Source organism: Stenotrophomonas sp. GD03930 (genome assembly GCF_029839665.1).
Taxonomy (GTDB): domain Bacteria; phylum Pseudomonadota; class Gammaproteobacteria; order Xanthomonadales; family Xanthomonadaceae; genus Stenotrophomonas; species Stenotrophomonas forensis.
The window spans coordinates 202,694-226,855 of sequence record NZ_JAOCAV010000005.1 but is presented as its reverse complement, the minus strand read 5'-3'; the positions used below and the strand labels follow the sequence as shown (position 1 = coordinate 226,855).

28 protein-coding genes are annotated in these 24,162 nt (G+C 63.0%); all 28 read left to right on the top strand.

All coding sequences use genetic code 11. The features are described 5' to 3' along the window. The first annotated feature begins 304 nt into the window (after positions 1–304). The 28 genes from rplJ to rpmD all read left to right on the top strand — a co-directional run bounded on the left by rplJ (position 305) and on the right by rpmD (position 24,157). Positions 305–841, top strand: a complete 537-nt coding sequence (rplJ, locus tag N5C18_RS21055; RefSeq protein ID WP_005408203.1) for a 50S ribosomal protein L10 — start codon at positions 305–307, stop codon at positions 839–841. 63 nt (positions 842–904) lie between these two features. After that, positions 905–1,273, top strand: a complete 369-nt coding sequence (rplL, locus tag N5C18_RS21050; RefSeq protein WP_004154353.1) for a 50S ribosomal protein L7/L12 — start codon at positions 905–907, stop codon at positions 1,271–1,273. Between the two features lie 307 nt (positions 1,274–1,580). Further along, positions 1,581–5,735: a DNA-directed RNA polymerase subunit beta gene (gene rpoB / locus N5C18_RS21045; protein WP_004154354.1), complete on the top strand. Its 4,155-nt coding sequence runs from the start codon at positions 1,581–1,583 to the stop codon at positions 5,733–5,735. An 87-nt stretch (positions 5,736–5,822) separates the two neighbouring features. Next, positions 5,823–10,046, top strand: a complete 4,224-nt coding sequence (gene rpoC / locus N5C18_RS21040) for a DNA-directed RNA polymerase subunit beta' (RefSeq protein WP_004154358.1) — start codon at positions 5,823–5,825, stop codon at positions 10,044–10,046. A 284-nt stretch (positions 10,047–10,330) separates the two neighbouring features. After that, complete coding sequence (gene rpsL, locus N5C18_RS21035; protein ID WP_004145320.1) at positions 10,331–10,705, top strand: 30S ribosomal protein S12; 375 nt, start codon at positions 10,331–10,333, stop codon at positions 10,703–10,705. 12 nt (positions 10,706–10,717) lie between these two features. After that, positions 10,718–11,191 carry a 30S ribosomal protein S7 gene (rpsG, locus tag N5C18_RS21030; protein ID WP_004145321.1) on the top strand — a complete coding sequence of 158 codons (474 nt, stop codon included), beginning with the start codon at positions 10,718–10,720 and terminating at the stop codon, positions 11,189–11,191. Between the two features lie 141 nt (positions 11,192–11,332). Continuing rightward, the gene (gene fusA / locus N5C18_RS21025; RefSeq protein ID WP_004154359.1) at positions 11,333–13,474 is read left to right on the top strand and encodes an elongation factor G; all 2,142 of its coding nucleotides are present in this window, start codon (positions 11,333–11,335) and stop codon (positions 13,472–13,474) included. 51 nt (positions 13,475–13,525) lie between these two features. After that, the gene (tuf, locus tag N5C18_RS21020) at positions 13,526–14,716 is read left to right on the top strand and encodes an elongation factor Tu (RefSeq protein ID WP_004154360.1); all 1,191 of its coding nucleotides are present in this window, start codon (positions 13,526–13,528) and stop codon (positions 14,714–14,716) included. Between the two features lie 332 nt (positions 14,717–15,048). Beyond that, a complete protein-coding gene (gene rpsJ / locus N5C18_RS21015; RefSeq protein WP_005408208.1) occupies positions 15,049–15,360 on the top strand; it encodes a 30S ribosomal protein S10 in 312 nt (103 codons plus the stop codon). Between the two features lie 11 nt (positions 15,361–15,371). Beyond that, positions 15,372–16,022, top strand: a complete 651-nt coding sequence (gene rplC / locus N5C18_RS21010) for a 50S ribosomal protein L3 (RefSeq protein ID WP_004145336.1) — start codon at positions 15,372–15,374, stop codon at positions 16,020–16,022. Positions 16,023–16,034: 12 nt separating this feature from the next. Beyond that, positions 16,035–16,640, top strand: coding sequence for a 50S ribosomal protein L4 (gene rplD, locus N5C18_RS21005; RefSeq protein ID WP_004145337.1), 606 nt, complete (start codon positions 16,035–16,037; stop codon positions 16,638–16,640). Continuing rightward, positions 16,637–16,936: a 50S ribosomal protein L23 gene (gene rplW, locus N5C18_RS21000; protein WP_004145338.1), complete on the top strand. Its 300-nt coding sequence runs from the start codon at positions 16,637–16,639 to the stop codon at positions 16,934–16,936. The genes rplD and rplW overlap by 4 nt, the downstream gene beginning before the upstream one ends. A gap of 10 nt (positions 16,937–16,946) precedes the next feature. Further along, positions 16,947–17,774: a 50S ribosomal protein L2 gene (gene rplB, locus N5C18_RS20995; protein ID WP_004154484.1), complete on the top strand. Its 828-nt coding sequence runs from the start codon at positions 16,947–16,949 to the stop codon at positions 17,772–17,774. 6 nt (positions 17,775–17,780) lie between these two features. After that, positions 17,781–18,050 carry a 30S ribosomal protein S19 gene (gene rpsS / locus N5C18_RS20990; RefSeq protein WP_004154485.1) on the top strand — a complete coding sequence of 90 codons (270 nt, stop codon included), beginning with the start codon at positions 17,781–17,783 and terminating at the stop codon, positions 18,048–18,050. Between the two features lie 12 nt (positions 18,051–18,062). Next, positions 18,063–18,398, top strand: a complete 336-nt coding sequence (gene rplV / locus N5C18_RS20985) for a 50S ribosomal protein L22 (RefSeq protein ID WP_004145348.1) — start codon at positions 18,063–18,065, stop codon at positions 18,396–18,398. An 18-nt stretch (positions 18,399–18,416) separates the two neighbouring features. Beyond that, complete coding sequence (rpsC, locus tag N5C18_RS20980; protein WP_004145350.1) at positions 18,417–19,151, top strand: 30S ribosomal protein S3; 735 nt, start codon at positions 18,417–18,419, stop codon at positions 19,149–19,151. Positions 19,152–19,156: 5 nt separating this feature from the next. Further along, positions 19,157–19,570, top strand: a complete 414-nt coding sequence (gene rplP / locus N5C18_RS20975; RefSeq protein ID WP_004154486.1) for a 50S ribosomal protein L16 — start codon at positions 19,157–19,159, stop codon at positions 19,568–19,570. Continuing rightward, positions 19,570–19,755 (top strand): 50S ribosomal protein L29, encoded by a 186-nt coding sequence (rpmC, locus tag N5C18_RS20970; protein WP_004154487.1) that lies wholly within the window; start codon positions 19,570–19,572, stop codon positions 19,753–19,755. The genes rplP and rpmC overlap by 1 nt, the downstream gene beginning before the upstream one ends. Before the next feature lie 11 nt (positions 19,756–19,766). Beyond that, positions 19,767–20,036 carry a 30S ribosomal protein S17 gene (rpsQ, locus tag N5C18_RS20965; RefSeq protein ID WP_004154489.1) on the top strand — a complete coding sequence of 90 codons (270 nt, stop codon included), beginning with the start codon at positions 19,767–19,769 and terminating at the stop codon, positions 20,034–20,036. Positions 20,037–20,048: 12 nt separating this feature from the next. After that, the gene (gene rplN / locus N5C18_RS20960) at positions 20,049–20,417 is read left to right on the top strand and encodes a 50S ribosomal protein L14 (protein WP_004145357.1); all 369 of its coding nucleotides are present in this window, start codon (positions 20,049–20,051) and stop codon (positions 20,415–20,417) included. A gap of 16 nt (positions 20,418–20,433) precedes the next feature. Further along, positions 20,434–20,751, top strand: a complete 318-nt coding sequence (gene rplX, locus N5C18_RS20955) for a 50S ribosomal protein L24 (RefSeq protein WP_004154490.1) — start codon at positions 20,434–20,436, stop codon at positions 20,749–20,751. 11 nt (positions 20,752–20,762) lie between these two features. Further along, a complete protein-coding gene (gene rplE / locus N5C18_RS20950; protein WP_004154491.1) occupies positions 20,763–21,305 on the top strand; it encodes a 50S ribosomal protein L5 in 543 nt (180 codons plus the stop codon). An 18-nt stretch (positions 21,306–21,323) separates the two neighbouring features. Then, the gene (rpsN, locus tag N5C18_RS20945; RefSeq protein ID WP_005408209.1) at positions 21,324–21,629 is read left to right on the top strand and encodes a 30S ribosomal protein S14; all 306 of its coding nucleotides are present in this window, start codon (positions 21,324–21,326) and stop codon (positions 21,627–21,629) included. A 258-nt stretch (positions 21,630–21,887) separates the two neighbouring features. Next, complete coding sequence (gene rpsH, locus N5C18_RS20940; protein WP_005408210.1) at positions 21,888–22,286, top strand: 30S ribosomal protein S8; 399 nt, start codon at positions 21,888–21,890, stop codon at positions 22,284–22,286. 18 nt (positions 22,287–22,304) lie between these two features. After that, the gene (gene rplF / locus N5C18_RS20935; protein WP_053511493.1) at positions 22,305–22,829 is read left to right on the top strand and encodes a 50S ribosomal protein L6; all 525 of its coding nucleotides are present in this window, start codon (positions 22,305–22,307) and stop codon (positions 22,827–22,829) included. A gap of 80 nt (positions 22,830–22,909) precedes the next feature. Further along, on the top strand, positions 22,910–23,269 hold the full coding sequence (rplR, locus tag N5C18_RS20930) for a 50S ribosomal protein L18 (RefSeq protein WP_024957318.1): 360 nt from the start codon (positions 22,910–22,912) through the stop codon (positions 23,267–23,269). Between the two features lie 161 nt (positions 23,270–23,430). Next, a complete protein-coding gene (rpsE, locus tag N5C18_RS20925) occupies positions 23,431–23,973 on the top strand; it encodes a 30S ribosomal protein S5 (RefSeq protein WP_053448882.1) in 543 nt (180 codons plus the stop codon). Continuing rightward, positions 23,966–24,157: a 50S ribosomal protein L30 gene (gene rpmD, locus N5C18_RS20920; RefSeq protein ID WP_004154497.1), complete on the top strand. Its 192-nt coding sequence runs from the start codon at positions 23,966–23,968 to the stop codon at positions 24,155–24,157. The genes rpsE and rpmD overlap by 8 nt, the downstream gene beginning before the upstream one ends. The last annotated feature ends 5 nt before the right edge of the window (positions 24,158–24,162 follow it).

Here is a 24,162-nt window from a genome sequence, read left to right as displayed (position 1 = left end):
GCCGTCAAAGACCGCAGGCGCGGTCGTGGCAATACCGGCGACGGGCACGGAAGCTCGATCTGGCAAGGAGTCGCCGCCGGAGCAGTCATGAGCGCTTAATCGATTCCCCGGAATCACCCTGCGTAGATGGTGCCCTTCTGGAGTTTTTCTGGTTCACGCATGTCTGGGATTTCCCTGATTGCCTCCAGGTCTGGAACGGCCCACCCCCCGGAACATCATCCCGATGTTCCCGGCGTCCAGGACGGATGCCGCACAGGACCGCACACGGCAGGAGCCGTAAGCGGAGTTCAATAGGAGGAGTGCAATGGCTCTCAATCTGTCCCAGAAGCAAGAAGTAGTCGCCGAGCTGGCAGACGTCGCCGCCAAGGCCCACTCCTTGATCGCAGCCGAATACGCTGGCACCACGGTCGCCCAGATGACCGCGATGCGCAAGCAGGCTCGTGAAACCGGTGTTTTCTTGAAGGTTGTCAAGAACACCCTGGCTTCGCGCGCCGTTGAAGGCACCGAGTTCGCAGTCGCCCAGGACCAGATGGTTGGTCCGCTGCTGTACGCGTTCTCGCTCGAGGAGCCCGGCGCTGCCGGTCGCCTGATCAAGGAAGCCGCCAAGGGCAACGACAAGCTGAAGGCTAAGGTCGTCGCCATCGGTGGCGAAGTGTTCCCGGCAAGCCACGTCGACGTGCTGGCCTCGCTGCCGACCCGCGATCAGGCCCTGGCCATGCTGGCCCGCGTCCTGACCGAGCCGGTCACGATGTTTGCCCGCGCCATCAAGGCCGTTGGCGAGAAGCAGGGTGGTGGCGATGTCGCCGCCGACGCTGCCGAGCCGGCCGCCGAGACCGCCTGAGTTTCGACTTACCGTGGTTCCTGACGGAACCTCAACCCAGAAAATCATCCAAAGGTATTTATCATGTCCCTTACCAACGAACAGATCGTCGACGCCATCGCCGAGAAGTCCCTGATGGAAGTGATGGAGCTGGTCAAGGCCATCGAAGAAAAGTTCGGCGTCTCCGCCGCCGCTCCGGTTGCCGTGGCTGCTGCCGCTGGCCCGGCCGCTGCTGTTGAAGAGCAGACCGAGTTCGTCGTCACCCTGAAGTCGGCCGGCGACAAGAAGGTCGAAGTCATCAAGGCCGTCCGCGCCATCACCGGCCTGGGCCTGAAGGAAGCGAAGGACCTGGCCGAAGCCGGCGGCGTCCTGAAGGACAACGCTTCGAAGGACGAAGCCGAGAAGATGAAGAAGGACCTGGAAGCTGCTGGCGCGACTGTCGAAGTCAAGTAAGCACTTCCTTTGCATCGTCATCGATTCACGGCGATGCAGCCAAGGCTGGGGGCGTAAGCCCCCGGCCTTTGGTCGTTTCATGCAATACAGGTTGTAACTGCGGCAAAAAGCCCAACACGGGCTGCGGTCAGACCCCGGCAGGCCAGCGCACGGCGCGGCAGCGGGGAGTGGTAGCAGACGAGTTGGCAGTTGGAAGTAGCGGGAGAAGGCGTGCTGGTGCCGGCAATACCAGCGACTTCCAACTGACAATTTCAAGTTCCCTTCAGGGTCGTGGACGCACGGCCCGCACAACAAGGTGGAAGACCTCATGACGTCCTATTCGTTCACCGAAAAAAAGCGTATCCGCAAGGATTTCGGCAAGCAGCGCTCGATCCTCGAAGTGCCGTTCCTGCTCGCCATCCAGGTGGATTCCTATCGTGAATTCCTGCAGGAAAACGTCGATCCGGCCAAGCGCACGGACCACGGCCTGCACGCTGCGCTGAAGTCGGTCTTCCCGATCGCCAGCTACAGCGGCAATGCCGCCCTGGAATACGTCGGCTACAAGCTGGGCGAACCGGTGTTCGACGAGCGCGAGTGCCGCCAGCGCGGCATGAGCTACGGCGCCCCGCTGCGCGTGACCGTGCGCCTGGTGATCTACGACCGTGAGTCGTCGACCAAGGCCATCAAGTACGTGAAGGAGCAGGAGGTCTATCTGGGCGAAATCCCGCTGATGACCGAGAACGGCACCTTCATCGTCAACGGCACCGAGCGCGTCATCGTCTCGCAGCTGCACCGCTCGCCGGGCGTGTTCTTCGACCACGACCGTGGCAAGACCCACAGCTCGGGCAAGCTGCTGTACAGCGCCCGCATCATTCCTTACCGCGGTTCCTGGCTGGACTTCGAGTTCGACCCGAAGGACGCGCTGTTCACCCGTATCGACCGCCGCCGCAAGTTGCCGGTGTCGATCCTGCTGCGCGCGCTTGGCTACAGCAACGAAGAGATGCTGGCCGAGTTCTTCGAGATCAACACCTTCCACATCAACCCGGATGAAGGCGTCCAGCTGGAGCTGGTGCCCGAGCGCCTGCGTGGCGAAACCCTGGGCTTCGACCTCGCCGACGGCGACAAGGTCATCGTGGAAGCCGGCAAGCGCATCACCGCGCGCCACATCAAGCAGCTGGAAGCCTCGGGCATCGCTGCCCTGGCCGTGCCGGACGACTACATCGTCGGCCGCATCCTGTCGCACGACGTGGTCGATGCCTCGACCGGCGAACTGCTGGCCCAGGCCAACGACGAAATCACCGACGAGCAGCTGCAGAGCTTCCGCAAGGCCGGTGTCGATGCCGTGGGCACCCTGTGGGTGAACGACCTGGATCGTGGCCCGTACCTGTCCAACACCCTGCGCATCGACCCGACCAAGACCCAGCTGGAAGCCCTGGTCGAGATCTACCGCATGATGCGTCCGGGCGAGCCGCCGACCAAGGATGCCGCGCAGAACCTGTTCCACAACCTGTTCTTCACCTTCGAGCGCTACGACCTGTCCGCGGTCGGCCGCATGAAGTTCAACCGTCGCGTGGGCCGCAAGGAAACCACCGGCGAAGCCGTGCTGTACGACCGCAAGTACTACGGCGAGCGCAACGACGAAGAGTCCAAGCGCCTGGTCGCCGCCCACGGCGACAGCTCCGACATCCTGGACGTGATCAAGGTCCTGACCGAGATCCGCAACGGTCGCGGCGTGGTCGATGACATCGACCACCTGGGCAACCGTCGCGTGCGTTCGGTCGGCGAAATGGCCGAGAACGTGTTCCGCGTGGGCCTGGTCCGCGTCGAGCGCGCGGTCAAGGAGCGCCTGTCGATGGCCGAGTCCGAAGGCCTGACCCCGCAGGAGCTGATCAACGCCAAGCCGGTCGCCGCTGCCATCAAGGAGTTCTTCGGCTCCTCGCAGCTGTCGCAGTTCATGGACCAGAACAACCCGCTGTCGGAAGTCACGCACAAGCGTCGCGTCTCGGCCCTGGGCCCGGGCGGCCTGACCCGTGAGCGCGCCGGCTTCGAAGTGCGCGACGTGCACCCGACCCATTACGGCCGCGTCTGCACCATCGAAACGCCGGAAGGCCCGAACATCGGCCTGATCAACTCGCTGGCCGTGTACGCCCGCACCAACCAGTACGGTTTCCTCGAGACCCCGTACCGCAAGGTCGTGGACGGCAAGGTCTACGACGAAGTCGAGTTCCTGTCGGCCATCGAAGAAAACGAGTACGTCATTGCGCAGGCCAACGCGCTGACCAATGCCGACAGCGTGCTGACCGAGCAGTTCGTTCCGTGCCGCTTCCAGGGCGAATCGCTGCTGAAGCCGCCGGCGGAAGTCCACTTCATGGACGTCTCGCCGATGCAGACCGTGTCGATCGCGGCCGCGCTGGTTCCGTTCCTGGAGCACGATGACGCGAACCGTGCACTGATGGGCGCCAACATGCAGCGTCAGGCCGTGCCGACCCTGCGTGCGCAGAAGCCGCTGGTCGGTACCGGCATCGAGCGCGCCGTGGCGCGTGACTCCGGTGTAACCGTGAACGCCCGCCGTGGTGGCGAGATCGTGCAGATCGACGCAGCCCGCATCGTGGTCAAGGTCAACGAGGAAGAGATCGTTGGCGCCACCGATGCAGGCGTGGACATCTACAACCTGGTCAAGTACACCCGTTCGAACCAGAACACCTGCATCAACCAGCGTCCGCTGGTCCAGGTGGGTGACGTCATCGCCCGCGGCGACGTGCTGGCCGACGGTCCGTCCACCGACATCGGCGAACTGGCCCTGGGCCAGAACATGCTGATCGCGTTCATGCCGTGGAACGGCTACAACTTCGAAGACTCCATCCTGCTCTCCGAGCGCGTGGTGGAAGAGGATCGCTACACCACGATCCACATCGAAGAGCTGACCTGCGTTGCGCGTGATACCAAGCTGGGGCCGGAGGAAATCTCCGCCGACATCCCGAACGTCTCCGAGCAGGCGCTGAACCGCCTGGACGAGAGCGGCGTGGTGTACATCGGTGCCGAAGTCCGCGCCGGCGACATCATGGTCGGCAAGGTCACCCCGAAGGGCGAAAGCCAGCTGACCCCGGAAGAGAAGCTGCTGCGCGCGATCTTCGGCGAGAAGGCTTCGGACGTTAAGGACAGCTCGCTGCGCGTTCCGCCGGGCATGGACGGCACCGTCATCGACGTGCAGGTCTTCACCCGCGACGGCATCGAGAAGGACAAGCGCGCCCGCCAGATCGAAGAGTCTGAAATCAAGCGCGTCAAGAAGGACTTCGACGACCAGTTCCGCATCCTGGAAGCCGCCATCTACATGCGTCTGCGTTCGCAGATCGTGGGCAAGGTGGTCAACGGCGGTGCTGGCCTGAAGAAGGGCGACGTCATCAGCGACGCGTTCCTGGACGGCCTGAAGAAGGCTGACTGGTTCGCGCTGCGCATGAAGGACGAGGACGCCTCTGAAGCCATCGAACGCGCGCAGAAGCAGATCCAGGCGCACGAGAAGGAATTCGAGCGTCGCTTCGCCGACAAGCGCGGCAAGATCACTGCCGGTGACGACCTCGCTCCGGGCGTGCTGAAGATGGTCAAGGTGTTCCTGGCCGTGAAGCGCCGCATCCAGCCGGGCGACAAGATGGCAGGCCGCCACGGCAACAAGGGTGTGGTCTCCAACGTGGTGCCGGTCGAGGACATGCCGTACATGGCCTCGGGCGAAACCGTGGACATCGTGCTGAACCCGCTGGGCGTGCCGTCGCGTATGAACATCGGCCAGATCCTGGAAGTGCACCTGGGCTGGGCCGCCAAGGGTCTGGGCCGCAAGATCCAGGCGATGATGGAAGCCCAGGCGGCCGTTGCCGACCTGCGCAAGTTCCTGGACGACATCTACAACCACGACGACACCAACGTGGCCAACCGTGTCGACCTGTCGCAGTTCAGCGACGAGGAACTGCTGCGCCTGGCCCGCAACCTGACCGACGGCGTGCCGATGGCCACCCCGGTCTTCGACGGCGCCACCGAAGCGGAAATCAAGCGCATGCTGGAACTGGCCGACCTGCCGAGCAGTGGCCAGACCCAGCTGTACGACGGCCGCACCGGTGAAGCCTTCGATCGCCACACCACCGTCGGTTACATGCACTACCTGAAGCTGAACCACCTGGTCGACGACAAGATGCACGCCCGTTCGACCGGTCCGTACTCGCTCGTCACCCAGCAGCCGCTGGGCGGCAAGGCGCAGTTCGGCGGCCAGCGCTTCGGTGAAATGGAAGTCTGGGCGCTGGAAGCCTACGGCGCGGCCTACACCCTGCAGGAAATGCTGACGGTGAAGTCCGATGACGTGCAGGGCCGCAACCAGATGTACAAGAACATCGTCGACGGTGAGCACGAGATGGTCGCGGGCATGCCGGAATCCTTCAACGTGCTCGTGAAGGAAATCCGCTCGCTGGCCATCAACATGGAACTGGAAGACAACTGATCCATGCCGGCGCGGCGGTCCGCCGCCGCGCCGCTGGCAGTCAACTGAAAGCCCATCGACACAGCATTCCTCCTTCTGGAGAACACCATGAAAGACCTGCTCAACCTCTTCAACCAGCAGCGCCAGACGCTGGACTTCGACGCGATCAAGATCGCGCTGGCCTCGCCGGACCTGATCCGTTCGTGGTCCTTCGGCGAAGTGAAGAAGCCGGAAACCATCAACTACCGTACCTTCAAGCCGGAACGTGACGGCCTGTTCTGCGCCGCCATCTTCGGCCCGGTGAAGGACTACGAGTGCCTGTGCGGCAAGTACAAGCGCATGAAGCACCGCGGCGTGGTCTGCGAGAAGTGCGGCACCGAAGTGACCCTGGCCAAGGTGCGCCGCGAGCGCATGGGCCACATCGACCTGGCCTCGCCGGTCGCGCACATCTGGTTCCTGAAGTCGCTGCCGTCGCGCATCGGCCTGATGCTGGACATGACCCTGCGCGACATCGAGCGCGTGCTGTACTTCGAAGCGTACGTGGTGACCGAGCCGGGCCTGACCGCCCTGGAACGCCGCCAGCTGCTGACCGAAGAGCAGTACCTGCAGGCCCGCCAGGAGCACGGTGACGACTTCGACGCCGCGATGGGCGCCGAGGCCGTGTACGAACTGCTGCGCACGATCGACCTGCAGTCGGAAATGACCCGCCTGCGCGAAGAAATCGCCGCCACCGGTTCGGAAACCAAGCTCAAGCGACTGACCAAGCGCATCAAGCTGATCGAAGCCTTCCTGGAATCGGGCAACCGTCCGGAATGGATGGTCATGACCGTGCTGCCGGTGCTGCCGCCGGACCTGCGTCCGCTGGTTCCGCTGGACGGCGGCCGCTTCGCGACCTCCGACCTGAACGACCTGTACCGCCGCGTCATCAACCGTAACAACCGCCTGCGCCGCCTGCTCGAACTGAGCGCGCCGGACATCATCGTGCGCAATGAAAAGCGCATGCTGCAGGAATCGGTCGATGCGCTGCTGGACAACGGCCGTCGCGGTCGTGCCATCACCGGCACCAACAAGCGCCCGCTGAAGTCGCTGGCCGACATGATCAAGGGCAAGCAGGGCCGCTTCCGCCAGAACCTGCTCGGCAAGCGCGTCGACTACTCGGGCCGTTCGGTCATCGTGGTCGGCCCGTACCTGCGCCTGCACCAGTGCGGCCTGCCGAAGAAGATGGCGCTGGAGCTGTTCAAGCCGTTCGTGTTCGCCAAGCTGCAGCGTCGTGGCCTGGCCACCACCATCAAGGCCGCCAAGAAGCTGGTCGAGCGCGAAGAAGCCGAAGTCTGGGACATCCTGGAAGAGGTCATCCGCGAGCACCCGGTGATGCTGAACCGTGCGCCGACCCTGCACCGCCTGGGCATCCAGGCGTTCGAGCCGGTGCTGATCGAAGGCAAGGCCATCCAGCTGCACCCGCTGGTCTGCACCGCGTTCAACGCCGACTTCGACGGTGACCAGATGGCCGTCCACGTGCCGCTCTCGCTGGAAGCCCAGCTGGAAGCGCGTGCGCTGATGATGTCGACCAACAACATCCTGTCGCCGGCCAACGGCGAGCCGATCATCGTGCCGTCGCAGGACGTCGTGCTGGGTCTGTACTACATGACCCGCTCGCTGGAAAACAAGAAGGGCGAGGGCATGGCCTTCGCCAACATCGCCGAAGTCAAGCGTGCCTACGACAACCGCGTGGTGGAACTGCACGCGCGCGTCAAGGTCCGCATCACCGAGGTGGTGACCGACGAAGACGGCGTGAAGCAGAACAAGACCTCGATCGTGGACACCACGATCGGTCGCGCCCTGCTGGCTGAAATCCTGCCGGAAGGCCTGCCGTTCGCGCTGGCCAACACCGAGCTGACCAAGAAGAACATCAGCCGCCTGATCAACTCCAGCTACCGCCAGCTGGGTCTGAAGGACACGGTCGTGTTCGCCGACAAGCTGATGTACACCGGCTTCGCCTACGCGACCCGCGCCGGCGTGTCGATCGGCATCGACGACATGCTGATCCCGGACGAGAAGAAGGGCATCCTCACCGAGGCCGAAGCCGAAGTGCTGGAAATCCAGGAGCAGTACCAGTCGGGCCTGGTCACCGCCGGCGAGCGCTACAACAAGGTGGTCGACATCTGGTCGCGCACCAACGAGCGCATCGCCAAGGCGATGATGGACACCATCGGTACCGAGAAGGTGGTCAATGCCAAGGGCGAGACCATCGACCAGAAGTCGATGAACTCGCTGTACATCATGGCCGACTCCGGTGCGCGTGGTTCGCAGGCGCAGATCCGTCAGCTGGCCGGCATGCGTGGCCTGATGGCCCGCCCGGACGGCTCGATCATCGAGACGCCCATCAAGGCGAACTTCCGCGAAGGCCTGAACGTGCAGGAGTACTTCAACTCCACCCACGGTGCCCGTAAGGGTCTGGCCGATACCGCGCTGAAGACCGCGAACTCGGGTTACCTGACCCGTCGTCTGGTCGACGTCGCGCAGGACGTGGTGATCACCGAGGTGGATTGCGGTACCACCGAAGGCCTGATCATGACCCCGATCGTGGAAGGCGGCGACGTGGTCGAGCCGCTGAAGGATCGCGTGCTGGGTCGCGTGGTGGCCGAGGACGTGTTCCTGCCGGGCAACGACGAAGATCCGATCGTTACCCGCAACACCCTGCTGGACGAAGCCTGGGTCGCCAAGCTGGAAGACGCCGGCGTGCAGAGCATCAAGGTGCGTTCGACGATCTCGTGCGAATCGGCCTTCGGTGTCTGCGGTCGCTGCTACGGCCGCGATCTGGCCCGCGGCCACTTGGTCAACATCGGTGAAGCGGTCGGCGTCATCGCCGCGCAGTCGATCGGTGAGCCGGGTACCCAGCTGACCATGCGTACGTTCCACATCGGTGGTGCGGCGTCGCGAGCTGCTGCGGTCGACAACATCACCGTCAAGACCACCGGCTCGGTCAAGTTCAGCAACCTCAAGTCGGTCGAGCACGCCAACGGCTCGCTGGTGGCGGTGTCGCGCTCGGGTGAAATCTCGGTGCTCGATGCCCACGGCCGTGAGCGTGAGCGTTACAAGCTGCCGTACGGTGCGACCATCACGTCCAAGGACGGTGATGCGATCAAGGCTGGCCAGACCGTGGCCAACTGGGATCCGCATAACCACCCGATCGTGTCGGAAGTGGCCGGCTTCATCCGCTTCATCGACTTCGTCGACGGCATCACCGTTATCGAGAAGACCGACGAGCTGACCGGCCTCGCTTCGCGCGAAATCACCGATCCGAAGCGTCGTGGTACCCAGGCCAAGGACCTGCGCCCGATCGTGCGCATCGTCGACGCCAAGGGCAACGACCTGTCGATCCCGGGCACCGACCTGCCGGCGCAGTACCTGCTGCCGCCGCGTTCGATCGTCAACCTGCAGGATGGCGCCCCGGTGGGCGTGGGCGACGTCGTCGCCAAGATCCCGCAGGAAGCGTCGAAGACCCGCGACATCACCGGTGGTCTGCCGCGCGTGGCCGACCTGTTCGAAGCGCGCAAGCCGAAGGATCCGGCGGTGCTGGCCGAGCGTTCGGGCATCATCAGCTTCGGCAAGGACACCAAGGGCAAGCAGCGCCTGATCATCAAGGACACCGATGGTTCGGAGCACGAAGAGCTGATCCCGAAGTACCGCCAGGTCATCGTGTTCGAAGGCGAGCATGTCACCAAGGGTGAAACCATCGTGGACGGCGAGCCGAGCCCGCAGGACATCCTGCGTCTGCTGGGTGTCGAACCGCTGGCGGCCTACCTGGTGAAGGAAATCCAGGACGTGTACCGCCTGCAGGGCGTGAAGATCAACGACAAGCACATCGAGGTGATCACCCGCCAGATGCTGCGCAAGGTCGAGATCACCGACCAGGGCAGCAGCAAGTTCCTGAACGGCGAACAGGTGGAGCGCCAGCGCGTTATCGAGGAGAATGCGCGCCTGTCGACCCGCAACGAGCTGCCGGCGCACTTCGATCCGGTCCTGCTGGGTATCACCAAGGCGTCGCTGGCGACCGAGTCGTTCATCTCGGCCGCGTCGTTCCAGGAAACCACCCGCGTGCTGACCGAAGCGGCCGTCCGCGGCACCTCGGACAACCTGCGTGGCCTGAAGGAAAACGTCATCGTCGGTCGCCTGATTCCGGCCGGTACCGGCCTGGCGTACCACAGCAACCGCCGCCGCGGCGCTTCCGGTCTCACCGAGTCGGAGATGCAGACCCTGGCCGGTACCCCGGCCGCGGTCGAGGCGCCGGTGGTTGAAGCCGAAGCTGAACAGGCCTCGGGCGAAGAATGAGGTATCCGGTCCGGCCGCAAGGCCGGACCACCCCATCGGTCCATCGATGGGATTGGGAAAGGGCAGGGGAGATCGTCCGCGGTCGACCCTGTCAACCTGAACGGGGTACATGGAGGCCCCCCAGTAACGTTCCGGGATCAGGAACGGGCTTGACAGGAGGCGTTTGACTGCTTTCCTGGCAGGTTGCTACAATCGTCTGTCTCAGCAGGCCAAAATTTCGGCCTGCTTTAACATTTCCGCATCTCTGGTCGGATTTTCCGGCCACCAATCAGAAGAACCTACTGATGGCGACGATCAACCAGCTGGTCCGCAAGCCGCGGCAAGCGACCACCTACAAGAGTGCCTCGCCGGCGCTCGACAAGTGCCCGCAGCGCCGTGGCGTCTGCACCCGTGTCTACACCACCACTCCGAAGAAGCCGAACTCGGCTCTGCGCAAGGTTGCCAAGGTCCGCCTGACCAACCAGGAAGAAGTGATTTCCTACATCGGTGGTGAAGGCCACAACCTGCAGGAGCACTCCGTGGTCCTGATCCGCGGCGGTCGCGTCAAGGACCTGCCGGGTGTGCGTTACCACACCGTTCGTGGCTCGCTCGACGCCGCCGGCGTTGCCAAGCGTCGCCAGGCCCGTTCCAAGTACGGCGCCAAGCGTCCGAAGGCATAAGGAGAGAGCACTATGTCGCGTAAGGGTAATACTCCGCAGCGTTCCGTCCTGCCCGATCCGAAGCACGGAAGCGAAACCATCGCCCGCTTCATCAACATGGTCATGCAGAGCGGCAAGAAGTCCGTCGCCGAAAAGATCGTGTACGGCGCCATGGACGTGATCACCGAGAAGAACAGCAGCGCCAACGCCATTGAACTGGTGCAGAAGGCTCTGGACAACGTCGCTCCGGCGGTGGAAGTCAAGTCGCGCCGCGTCGGTGGTGCCACCTACCAGGTGCCGGTCGAAGTGCGTTCGTCGCGCAAGATGGCCCTGGCCATGCGCTGGCTGATCGACTCCGCGCGCAAGCGTGGTGAGAACACCATGCCGAAGAAGCTGGCTGCTGAACTGATCGACGCCTCGGAAAACCGTGGCGGCGCCATCAAGAAGCGCGAAGAAACCCACCGCATGGCCGAAGCCAACAAGGCATTCGCCCACTACCGCTGGTGAGTTTGACGGCCTTGTAAAACAGGCAGGGCAGCACCACGTTGGTGCGTGCTGCCTCGCGGTCCCGGAAGGACTGCGCCAATCCGAAGGCCGCCGAAAGGCGGCGTTCGGCCATCCGAAATCCAAGAAATCTGAGAGGCTCCCGTGGCCCGTTCCACTCCCATCGAGCGTTACCGTAACTTCGGCATCATGGCTCACATCGATGCCGGCAAGACCACCACGTCCGAGCGCATCCTGTTCTACACCGGCAAGAGCCACAAGATCGGTGAAGTGCACGACGGCGCCGCCACCATGGACTGGATGGAGCAGGAGCAGGAGCGTGGCATCACGATCCAGTCCGCTGCCACCACCGCGTTCTGGAAGGGCATGGACAAGTCCCTGCCGGAGCACCGCTTCAACATCATCGACACCCCCGGGCACGTCGACTTCACCATCGAAGTGGAGCGCTCGCTGCGCGTGCTCGACGGTGCCGTCTTCGTCCTGTGTGCCGTCGGTGGCGTGCAGCCGCAGTCGGAAACCGTGTGGCGCCAGGCCAACCGCTACAAGGTGCCGCGCATCGCGTTCGTCAACAAGATGGACCGCACCGGTGCCAACTTCTACAAGGTCCGTGACCAGCTGAAGGCCAAGCTCGGCGCCGTCGCCGTGCCGATGCAGCTGCCGATCGGCGCCGAAGACGGCTTCAAGGGCGTCGTCGACCTGCTGAAGATGAAGGCCATCCATTGGGATGAAGCCTCGCAGGGCATGAAGTTCGAGTACGGCGAAATCCCGGCCGACCTGCAGGAAAAGGCTGAAGAAGCCCGCACCTACATGATCGAAACCGCGGCTGAAGCCAGCGAAGAGCTGATGGAAAAGTACCTGGGCGGCGAAGAGCTGGCCGAGGCTGAAATCATCAACGCGCTGCGTACCCGCACCCTGGCCACCGAAATCGTCCCGATGTACTGCGGTTCGGCGTTCAAGAACAAGGGCGTGCAGGCCATGCTGGACGGCGTGATCCAGCTGCTGCCGTCGCCGGTCGATGTGCCGGACGTGACCGGTACCGACGTGGACGACGAAAACGTCGCCATGACCCGCAAGTCCGACGACAAGGCTCCGTTCTCGTCGCTGGCCTTCAAGATCATCACCGATCCGTTCGTCGGCGCGCTGACCTTCTTCCGTGTCTACTCGGGCACCCTGAACGGTGGTGACACCGTCCTGAACTCGGTGAAGGGCAAGAAGGAGCGCATCGGCCGCATCCTGCAGATGCACTCGAACAACCGCGAAGAAATCAAGGAAGTTCTGGCCGGTGACATCGCCGCTGCCGTGGGCCTGAAGGACACCACCACCGGTGACACCCTGTGCTCGATCGACCAGCCGATCATCCTGGAGCGCATGACGTTCCCGGAGCCGGTGATCTCGATGGCCGTCGAACCGAAGACCAAGTCGGACCAGGAAAAGATGGGCCTGGCCCTGGGGCGCCTGGCGCAGGAAGATCCGTCGTTCCGCGTCAAGACCGACGAAGAATCCGGCCAGACGATCATCTCGGGCATGGGTGAGCTGCACCTGGACATCATCGTCGACCGCCTGAAGCGCGAGTTCAACGTTGAAGCCAACGTCGGCGCGCCGCAGGTTGCGTACCGCGAAACCATCACCCTGGCTGACGTCAAGTCGGACTACAAGCACGCCAAGCAGTCCGGTGGTAAGGGTCAGTACGGTCACGTCGTGATCGAGCTGTCGCCGATCACCGCTGAAGATCGTGCCGATGCCAAGATCGCTCCGCTGATCAAGGACGACTTCCTGTTCATCAACGACATCACCGGCGGCGTGATCCCGAAGGAATTCATTCCGTCGGTCGAAAAGGGCCTGCGCGAAACCATCACCAGCGGCCCGCTGGCCGGCTTCCCGGTCGTGGACGTCAAGGTGAAGCTGGTGTTCGGTTCGTACCACGACGTCGACTCCTCGGAAATGGCGTTCAAGCTGGCTTCGTCGATGGCCTTCAAGCAGGGCTTCGCCAAGGCCAAGCCGGTGCTGCTGGAGCCGATCATGAAGGTCGAGATCGTGACCCCGGAGGATTACCAGGGTGACGTGATGGGCGACGTCAGCCGTCGTCGCGGCGTGCTGCAGGGTTCCGACACCACCGGTGACGGCTCCGCTTCGATCATCAACGCGATGATCCCGCTGGGTGAAATGTTCGGCTACGCCACTGCGCTGCGTTCGCAGACCCAGGGCCGCGCCACCTTCACCATGGAATTCGACCACTACGAGCCGGCGCCGAACAACATCGCCGAAGCCGTCATGAAGAAGGGCTGAGCCTCGCTCAGCCTCTCCTGAAAACCACTTACAAAATCAAGGTATAGAACAATGGCAAAGGGTAAGTTCGAGCGCACCAAGCCGCACGTCAACGTCGGCACCATCGGTCACGTCGACCACGGCAAGACCACGCTGACCGCCGCACTGACCAAGATCGGTGCCGAGCGCTTCGGTGGCGAGTTCAAGGACTACTCCTCGATCGACGCCGCGCCGGAAGAAAAGGCGCGTGGCATCACGATCTCGACCGCGCACGTCGAATACGAATCCCCGGTCCGTCACTACGCCCACGTCGATTGCCCGGGCCACGCTGACTACGTCAAGAACATGATCACCGGTGCCGCCCAGATGGACGGCGCGATCCTGGTGTGCTCGGCCGCTGACGGCCCGATGCCGCAGACCCGCGAGCACATCCTGCTGTCGCGTCAGGTCGGCGTGCCGTACATCGTCGTGTTCCTGAACAAGGCCGACATGGTCGACGACGCCGAGCTGCTCGAGCTGGTCGAGATGGAAGTGCGCGAGCTGCTGAGCAAGTACGACTTCCCGGGCGACGACACCCCGATCATCGCCGGTTCGGCCCGTCTGGCGCTGGAAGGCGACCAGAGCGACATCGGCGTGCCGGCCATCCTGAAGCTGGTCGACGCCCTGGACAGCTGGATCCCGGAGCCGGAGCGCGCAATCGACAAGCCGTTCCTGATGCCGGTGGAAGACGTGTTCTCGATCTCGGGCCGCGGCACCGTGGTGACCGGTCGTATCGAGCGCGGCGTGATCAAGGTTGGCGACGAAATCGAAATCGTCGGCATCCGTCCGGTGCAGAAGACCACCGTGACCGGCGTTGAAATGTTCCGCAAGCTGCTGGACCAGGGTCAGGCAGGCGACAACGCTGGCCTGCTGCTGCGCGGCACCAAGCGTGACGACGTCGAGCGTGGCCAGGTCCTGGCCAAGCCGGGTTCGATCAAGCCGCACACCAAGTTCGAAGGCGAAGTGTACGTCCTGTCGAAGGACGAAGGCGGCCGCCACACCCCGTTCTTCAACGGCTACCGCCCGCAGTTCTACTTCCGCACCACCGACATCACCGGCGCAGCTGCACTGCCGGAAGGCGTCGAAATGGTGATGCCGGGTGACAACGTCAAGATGGTCGTCACCCTGATCAACCCGGTGGCAATGGACGAAGGCCTGCGCTTCGCCATCCGCGAAGGCGGCCGTACCGTCGGCGCCGGCGTGGTCTCGAAGATCATCGAGTAATCTGGTAGTATCTGCGCCCCGATGTTGCCTGGGTAGGGCATCGGGGCGTATCAAATGGGAAAGCAGGCACAGGATGTGCCTTGTGTTCCCCGGACCAGGAAGGGTCAATGCCATTCAGGCGGCGTCAACAGGCGACTGTTGACAGCTGCCTTGCGTGCCATTATGCTTCTACGTCTGGGCAGGCCGGGAAACTGGTCTGCCTACGTTTTTGAGGTCTATGGAGTGACCTTGGCTGCCTGCAGGAGTGCGGGCCGTCCGTATTCAGGAATTTCATGGGGCAAAGCAACCCAGAGGCTTTGTCTGTCGCTCTTTTAACGAAGGAACCTACCGCCATGGCGGACCAAAAGATCCGGATCCGGCTGAAAGCGTTCGATCATCGTCTGATCGACCGTTCGGCCAGCGAGATCGTTGAAACGGCAAAGCGGACCGGCGCGCAAGTGCGTGGCCCGATCCCGCTGCCGACCAAGATCGAGCGTTACACCGTTCTCGTCTCCCCGCACGTCGACAAGGACGCGCGTGACCAGTACGAGACCCGCACGCACAAGCGCGTGCTCGATATCGTTGACCCGAATGACAAGACCGTGGACGCGCTGATGAAGCTCGAACTGGCTGCCGGCGTCGACGTTCAGATCAAGCTGACCTGAGGACTACGACCATGACGAAGAAGTATTCGTTGGGCTTCGTGGGCCGCAAGGCTGGCATGAGCCGCGTGTTCACTGAAGATGGCCGCTCCATCCCGGTGACCCTGATCGAAGCAACCCCGAACCGCATCGCGCAGATCAAGACCGTCGAAACCGACGGCTACAGCGCCGTGCAGGTGACCGTCGGCGCACGTCGCGCTGCCCTGGTCAACAAGCCGGAAGCCGGCCACTTCGCCAAGGCGAAGGTGGAAGCGGGTCGTGGCCTGTGGGAATTCCGCGTTGAAGACGCGCAGCTCGGCGATTTCGCCGTTGGCGGCGAAGTCAAGGCGGACATCTTCGAAGTCGGCCAGATCGTCGACGTCCAGGGTGTCACCAAGGGTAAGGGCTTCCAGGGCACCATCAAGCGCCACAACTTCCGTATGGGCGATGCAACCCACGGTAACTCGCTGTCGCATCGCGCGCCGGGTTCGCTGGGTCAGCGCCAGACCCCGGGTCGTGTTTTCCCGGGCAAGAAGATGTCGGGCCACATGGGCGCGGTGCAGCAGAGCACCCAGAACCTGGAAGTGGTCAAGGTCGACGTCGAGCGCGGTCTGATCGCGGTTCGCGGCGCCGTTCCGGGCGCGGCGGGTGGCGACGTGATCGTCCGTCCGGCGAGCAAGGCATAAGGAGAGATGACGATGGAACTCGTTATCACGGGTAGCAACAACAAGGTCTCGGTCTCCGACGCCGTGTTCGGTCGCGATTTCAGCGAAGATCTGGTCCACCAGGTCGTCGTTGCCTACCGCAACGCCGGCCGCGCCGGCACCAAGGCACAGAAGACTCGCTCTGAAGTGGCTGGTACCACCAAGAAGTCGAAGAAGCAGAAGGGCGGCGGCGCGCGTCATGGCGCACTGACGGCTCCGATCTTCGTCGGCGGCGGTGTCACCTTCGCGGCCAAGCCGCGCAGCTTCGAGCAGAAGGTCAATCGTAAGCAGTACCGTGCCGCCATGTGCGCGATCCTGTCCGAGCTGAACCGTCAGGGCCGTCTGACCATCGTGGAGTCCTTCGATGTCGAAGTGACCAACACGAAGGGTCTGATCGCCAAGCTGGCCGGCCTGGAAGTGGGCAAGCGCCCGCTGATCGTCACTGAAGAAGCCTCCGAGCACCTGTACCTGTCCGCCCGCAATCTGCCGTACGTGCAGGTGCGTGACGTGCAGGGTCTGGACCCGGTGTCGCTGGTCGGTGCCGACACGGTCGTCATCACCGCTGACGCGGTCAAGAAGGTCGAGGAGTGGCTGGCATGAACAGCAACGAAAAAATCTTCAGCGTGCTGCGTGCCCCGCGTGTCTCCGAAAAGACCGCGCGCCTGCAGGAACTCTCCAACCAGTATGTCTTCGAAGTTTCGAACGAAGCCACCAAGGCCGATGTAAAGGCCGCGGTTGAGCAGCTGTTCGACGTCAAGGTCGAAGCCGTCAACGTGGTCAACGTCAAGGGCAAGAACAAGTCCTTCCGTAACCGTGCTGGCCGCCGCGGCGATTGGCGCAAGGCGTACGTTCGCCTGGCCGATGGCCAGTCGATCGATGTAACGGCCAAGGCCTGAGGTACATCCCATGCCATTGATGAAATTCAAGCCCACCTCCCCCGGCCGCCGTTCGGCCGTGCGCGTGGTCACCCCCGACCTGCACAAGGGTGCTCCGCACGCCGCACTGGTCGAGTCGCAGAGCCGCTCGGGTGGTCGTAACCACCATGGCCGCATCACCGTGCGTCACGTCGGTGGTGGTGCCAAGCAGCACTACCGCATCATCGACTTCAAGCGCAACAAGCTGGGCATCCCGGCGCGCGTGGAACGCATCGAATACGATCCGAACCGCACCGCCCACATCGCCCTGCTGTGCTACGTCGACGGTGAGCGTCGCTACATCATCGCCCCGAAGGGCCTGAAGGCGGGTGATCAGGTGATCGCCGGTTCGGATGCCCCGATCAAGTCGGGCAACACCCTGCCGCTGCGCAACATCCCGGTCGGTACCACCATCCACTGCATCGAACTGAAGCCGGGCAAGGGCGCTCAGATCGCTCGCGCCGCCGGTGCGGCCGTGCAGCTGGTGGCTCGCGAAGGCATCTACGCCACCCTGCGCCTGCGCTCGGGTGAAATGCGCAAGGTTCCGGTCGAGTGCTGCGCCACCATCGGTGAAGTCGGCAACGACGAGCACAGCCTGGAAAAGCTGGGCAAGGCCGGTGCCAAGCGTTGGCGCGGCGTCCGCCCGACCGTTCGTGGTGCTGCCATGAACCCGGTTGACCATCCGCACGGTGGTGGTGAGGCCAAGGCCGGCCAGGGTAACCCGCATCCGGTCACCCCGTGGGGTGTCCCGACCAAGGGTTACAAGACGCGCCATAACAAGCGCACTCAGCAGTTCATCGTCCGCGATCGTAGGGGCTAATCGACCATGGCACGTTCACTCAAGAAGGGCCCGTTCGTCGATCACCACCTCGTCAAGAAGGTGGAGGCCGCTGCGGGCAGCAAGAAGCCGATCAAGACCTGGTCGCGCCGTTCGATGATCCTGCCTGACATGGTAGGCGTCACCATTGCCGTGCATAACGGCAAGAACCACATCCCGGTTCTCGTCAACGAGAACATGGTCGGCCACAAGCTCGGCGAATTTGCCATCACCCGGACCTTCAAGGGTCACGGTGGTGACAAGAAGTCGGGCAAGTAAGGAGAGATGACAATGGAAGCGAAAGCCATCCTGCGCACTGCGCGCATCTCCCCGCAGAAGGCTCGTCTGGTCGCTGACCAGGTGCGCGGTCTGCCGGCCGAGCGTGCGGTCAACCTGCTGAAGTTCTCGGACAAGAAGGCTGCCCACCTGATCAAGAAGGTGGTGGAGTCGGCAATTGCCAACGCCGAGAACAACCAGGGCGCCGACGTCGACGAGCTGAAGGTTCAGACCATCATGGTTGATGAAGGTCCGACCCTGAAGCGTTTCATGGCGCGGGCGAAAGGCCGCGGTACCCGCATCCTCAAGCGCACCAGCCACATCACTGTGGTTGTGGGCGCCGCCAAGTAAGCGGATAAGGAAAAGACCATGGGTCATAAAGTTCATCCGATTGGTATCCGCCTCGGCATTTCCAAGGACTGGAACTCCAAGTGGTACGCCAACAAGGCCGAGTTCGCTGGTTACCTGGCAGCCGACCTGAAAGTGCGCGAAATGCTGCGCAAGAAGCTGGCTCAGGCCGGCATCAGCAAGATCCTGATCGAGCGTCCGGCCAAGACCGCTCGCGTGACGATCCACACCGCCCGTCCGGGCGTGGTGATCGGCAAGCGCGGTGAGGACATCGAGAAGCTGCGCAAGGAAGTGAGCGAGATGATGGGCGTCCCGGCGCACATCAACGTCACCGAAGTGCGCAAGCCGGAACTGGACGCGCAGCTCGTTGCCGAGTCGATCGCCCAGCAGCTGGAGCGTCGCATCATGTTCCGCCGCGCGATGAAGCGCTCGGTCGGCAACGCGATGCGCCTGGGTGCCCTGGGCATCAAGGTCAACGTCGGTGGCCGCCTCAACGGTGCAGAAATCGCCCGTTCGGAGTGGTACCGCGAAGGCCGCGTGCCGCTGCACACCCTGCGTGCCGACATCGACTATGGCTTCGCTGAAGCCAAGACGACCTACGGCATCATCGGCATCAAGGTCTGGATCTACAAGGGCGAGGTCTTCGATTTCTCCCAGGTTGGCCAGGAAAAGCAGGACGACACCCCGTCGCGCAACGATCGTCACGATCGCGGCGACCGTGGTGACCGTCAGCGCCCGGCCCGTGAAGCGAGGTAACGACAATGTTGCAACCCAAGCGAACCAAGTACCGCAAGGTACACAAGGGCCGTAACGATGGCCTGAGCTGGAGCGCCAACGCTGTCAGCTTCGGCGAATACGGCCTGAAGGCAACCGCACACGGTCAGCTGACCGCGCGTCAGATCGAAGCGGCCCGCCGCTCGATCAGCCGCTACGTCAAGCGCGGCGGCAAGATGTGGATCCGCGTGTTCCCCGACAAGCCCATCACCAAGAAGCCCATCGAAGTCCGAATGGGTTCTGGTAAGGGTAACGTGGAATACTGGGTGGCCCAGATCCAGCCCGGCCGCATGATCTATGAAATCGAGGGTGTTTCCGAGGAAGTGGCTCGCGAGGCGTTCCGCCTGGCCGCCGCCAAGCTCTCGGTCACCACCACTTTCGTGACCCGTACGGTGCGCTGATGGATATCAAAACTCTCCGTGAAAAGTCGGCTGACGAACTCAAGGCCCACCTGATCGACCTGCGTAAGGAACAGTTCTCTGTCCGTATGCAGCAGGTCACCGGCCAGCTGCCGAAGACCCACGACATTCGCCGGGTCCGTCGCGAGATTGCTCGCGTCAAGACCCTGCTCGGCAGCACGAAGTAAGGATGGCCGCTATGAGCGACAATACTGAAAAGAAGACGCTGCGCACGGTCGAAGGCCGTGTCGTCAGCAACAAGATGGACAAGACGGTTACCGTCCTGGTTGAGCGTCAGGTCAAGCACGCGCTGTACGGCAAGTACATCAAGCGCTCGACCAAGCTGCACGCCCACGATGCCGACAACGCCTGCAAGGAAGGCGATGTCGTCCGCGTGACCGAGATTGCTCCGATGTCCAAGACCAAGAACTGGCGCGTGGTGGAAGTCATCACGCGTGCGGCTGAATAAGGAGTCTGAATCATGATCCAGATGCAGAGCTACCTTGACGTCGCGGACAATTCGGGTGCCAAGCAGGTGATGTGCTTCAAGGTGCTGGGTGGTTCCAAGCGCCGTTACGCCGGCATCGGCGACATCATCAAGGTCACCGTGAAGGATGCGATTCCGCGCGGCAAGGTCAAGAAGGGTGAAGTGTATGACGCCGTCGTGGTGCGTACCCGCAAGGGTGTGCGTCGCGCCGATGGCTCGCTGATCCGCTTCGACGGCAACGCTGCCGTTCTGCTGAACAGCAAGCAGGAGCCGATCGGTACCCGTATCTTCGGGCCGGTGACCCGTGAACTTCGTTCGGAGAAGTTCATGAAGATCGTCTCGCTCGCTCCCGAAGTGCTGTGAGCGACAGGAGATAATCATGGCTAACCGTATCAAGAAGGGCGACCAGGTTGTCGTCAACGCTGGCAAGGACAAGGGCAAGCAGGGCGAAGTCGTCCGCGTCGACGGCGACCGTGTGGTCGTCGCCAACGTGAACATCGTCAAGCGCCACACCAAGCCGAACCCGCAGGCAGGTGTTGCCGGCGGCGTGGTCGAGCGCGAAGCTTCGATCCATATCTCCAACGTGAATGTTCTGAACCCGGCTTCGGGCAAGGGCGAACGCGTTGGCTTCAAGGTGCTGGAGGATGGACGCAAACTGCGTGTGTTCCGCTCCAGCGGTGAGGCGCTCGACGCCTGAGGAATGAGAAGATGAGTTCCCGTCTCGAAAAGTTCTACAAGGACGAAGTGGTGCCGGCGCTGATGAAGCAGTTCGGCTACACCAATCCGATGGAAGTGCCGAAGCTGGTCAAGGTCACCCTGAACATGGGTGTCGGCGAAGCGGCCACCAACAAGAAGATCCTGGAAAACGCCGTCGGCGACATGACCAAGATTTCCGGCCAGAAGCCGGTTGTCACCAAGTCGCGTGTGTCGGTTGCGTCGTTCAAGATCCGCGATGGTTGGCCGATCGGCTGCAAGACCACGCTGCGTCGCCACAAGATGTACGAGTTCCTGGATCGCCTGATCAACATCTCGCTGCCGCGCGTGCGCGACTTCCGTGGTGTTTCCGGTCGTTCCTTCGACGGCCGCGGCAACTTCAACATGGGTGTGAAGGAGCAGATCATCTTCCCGGAAATCGACTTCGACGCCGTCGACGCGATCCGCGGTATGGATATCGCCATCACCACCACTGCGAAGACCGACGCGGAAGCGAAGGCGCTGCTGGCAGCGTTCAAGTTCCCGTTCCGTAACTGATCCGTCGAGGAAACCGAAATGGCAAAGACCTCCATGGTCAACCGCGACATCAAGCGGGAAAAGCTGGCAAAGAAGTACGCTGAAAAGCGTGCGGCTCTGAAGAAGATCGTGTCCTCCGTGGACGCGACCTACGAAGAGAAGATCGACGCCGCAACCAAGCTGGCCAAGCTGCCGCGCGATTCGTCGCCGAGCCGCCAGCGCAACCGTTGCGAGCTGTCGGGTCGTCCGCGTGGCGTGTACAGCAAGTTCGGCCTCGGCCGCAACAAGCTGCGCGAAGCCACCATGCGCGGCGACGTCCCGGGTCTGCGCAAGGCCAGCTGGTAATCCCAGCCGGCCCTGCGATCAGGAGCCCCTTCGGGGGTTCCTGAACCGGGGCAGGGGAGGCGTTCAGCCTTCCCTGAGCAAAAAAACCGAAGAGCCCGGCGCAAGCCGGGCTCTTTTGGCGTATAATCCCGCGTCTTGCCCTGTGCAAACGGGGTAGCTGGGCAGGCCGCTGGCCTGCTGCAAGAGGGGACCTGGCCCGTTTCCAGGAGACAACAGATTTTCGCGAAAGCGGATATCGGTGCACTCAAAGGTACTCATATGAGCATGACTGATCCCATCGCCGACCTGCTGGTCCGCATCAAGAATGCGGCTGCGGTTGGCAAGCAGACGGTGAAAGCCCCGTCGTCCAAGATCAAGGTTGCGATCGCCCAGGTCCTGAAGGACGAGGGTTACATCACCGACCTGCGCGTGACCCAGCTGGAAAACAACAAGTCCGAGCTGGAAATCGTGCTGAAGTATTTCGAAGGCAAGCCGGTCATCGCGACCCTGAAGCGCTTCTCGCGTTCGGGCCTGCGCCAGTACCGCGGCAAGAGCGAGCTGCCGAAGGTCATGAACGGCCTGGGTATCTCCATCATTTCCACCTCCAAGGGCATCATGACTGATGCGCAGGCGCGCCAGCTGGGCGTCGGCGGCGAAGTCCTGTGCTTCGTGGCCTAAGGCGAAAGGAGTAGAACTATGTCCCGCGTAGCCAAGAAGCCCGTCACCCTGGGTAAGGTTGAACTGAACGTCCAGGCCGAATCGGTCACCGTCAAGGGCCCGAAGGGCACCCTGTCGCTGCCGAAGCCGGCTGGCATTGCCATCAACGTCGACAATGGCGTTGCCACCCTGAGCGCCGAGAGCGCTGATCTGGTCCCGCTGACCGGCACCGTCCGCGCGATCCTGTCCAACATGGTCAAGGGTGTTTCCGAAGGCTTCGAGCGCAAGCTTGAGCTGGTCGGCGTGGGTTACCGTGCTGCCATGCAGGGCAAGGATCTGAGCCTGTCGCTCGGTTTCTCGCACCCGGTCGTGTTCGTGGCGCCGGAAGGCATCACCATCACCACCCCGACCCAGACCGAGATCCTGGTGCAGGGCGCTGACAAGCAGGTCGTCGGTGAAGTCGCCGCCAAGATCCGTGCGTTCCGCAAGCCGGAGCCGTACAAGGGCAAGGGCGTGAAGTACTCCGACGAAGTCATCATCCGTAAGGAAGCCAAGAAGGCGTAAGCGCGAGTCCCTCGCAAGAGCCCGCACATCCCTGTGCGGACTCCTCAGGGAAAAGCCCAACCTTCAGCTTTCAAGGAATAATCAAAATGAACAAGAACATCGCCCGCCTGCGTCGCGCCAAGTCGACCCGCGCCCACATCCGTGAGCTCGGCGTCGCCCGCCTGTCGGTGCTGCGCACCGGCCAGCACCTGTACGCCCAGGTCTTCACCGCCGACGGTTCCAAGGTGCTGGCTGCCGCCAACACCACCCAGACCGACGTCATGGAAGGCCTGAAGAACGGCAAGAACGCCGATGCCGCCGCCAAGGTTGGCCGCATCGTCGCTGAGCGTGCCAAGGCCGCCGGCGTCGAGAAGGTTGCCTTCGATCGTTCGGGCTACCGCTACCACGGCCGCATCAAGGCCCTGGCAGAAGCCGCCCGCGAAGCCGGCCTGCAGTTCTAAGGGATAAGGGCAGGGGGCCTAGGGTCCTCTGCCCGCCTGCTCGCCAGCCTGAGTGAGGCTGGGCGACGCCGCTCTTCTGCAGCGGCTCACCGCAACAACGCAGCACTCCACAACCATAAGCGGCCCCGAGCCGTACATACCCAAACTACCAAGGAATCAAAATGGCAGAAGAGCGTCAGCAGCGGGGTCGCGATCGCGACCGTAACCGCGAAGAGAAAGTCGACGACGGCATGATCGAAAAGCTGGTCGCGGTCAACCGCGTCAGCAAGACCGTCAAGGGTGGCCGCCAGTTCACCTTCACCGCCCTGACCGTGGTCGGCGACGGCGAAGGCAAGGTCGGTTTCGGCTATGGCAAGGCGCGCGAAGTGCCGGTCGCCATCCAGAAGTCGATGGAGCAGGCCCGCAAGAACCTGGTCAGCGTTGACCTGAACAACGGCACCTTGTGGCACACCATCAAGGATGGTCACGGCGCAGCCCGCGTGTTCATGCAGCCGGCTTCTGAAGGTACCGGCGTCATCGCCGGCGGTGCCATGCGCGCCGTGCTGGAAGCGGTTGGCGTGAAGAACGTGCTGGCCAAGGCCACCGGTTCGCGCAACCCGATCAACCTGGTGCGTGCCACCGTGAAGGGCCTGACTGCAGCGCAGTCGCCGGCTCGCATCGCGGCCAAGCGCGGCAAGAAGGTGGAGGAACTCAACCATGGCTAATGAGTCCAACAAGACTGTGAAGGTGCGCCTGGTGCGCGGCCTGCGTGGTACCCAGTCGCGTCACCGCCTGTCGGTGCGTGCGCTGGGCCTGAACAAGCTCAACGATGTGCGTGAACTGAAGGACAGCCCGCAGGTTCGCGGTCTGATCAACACCGTTCACTACCTCGTCAAGGTTGAGGAGTAATCGAT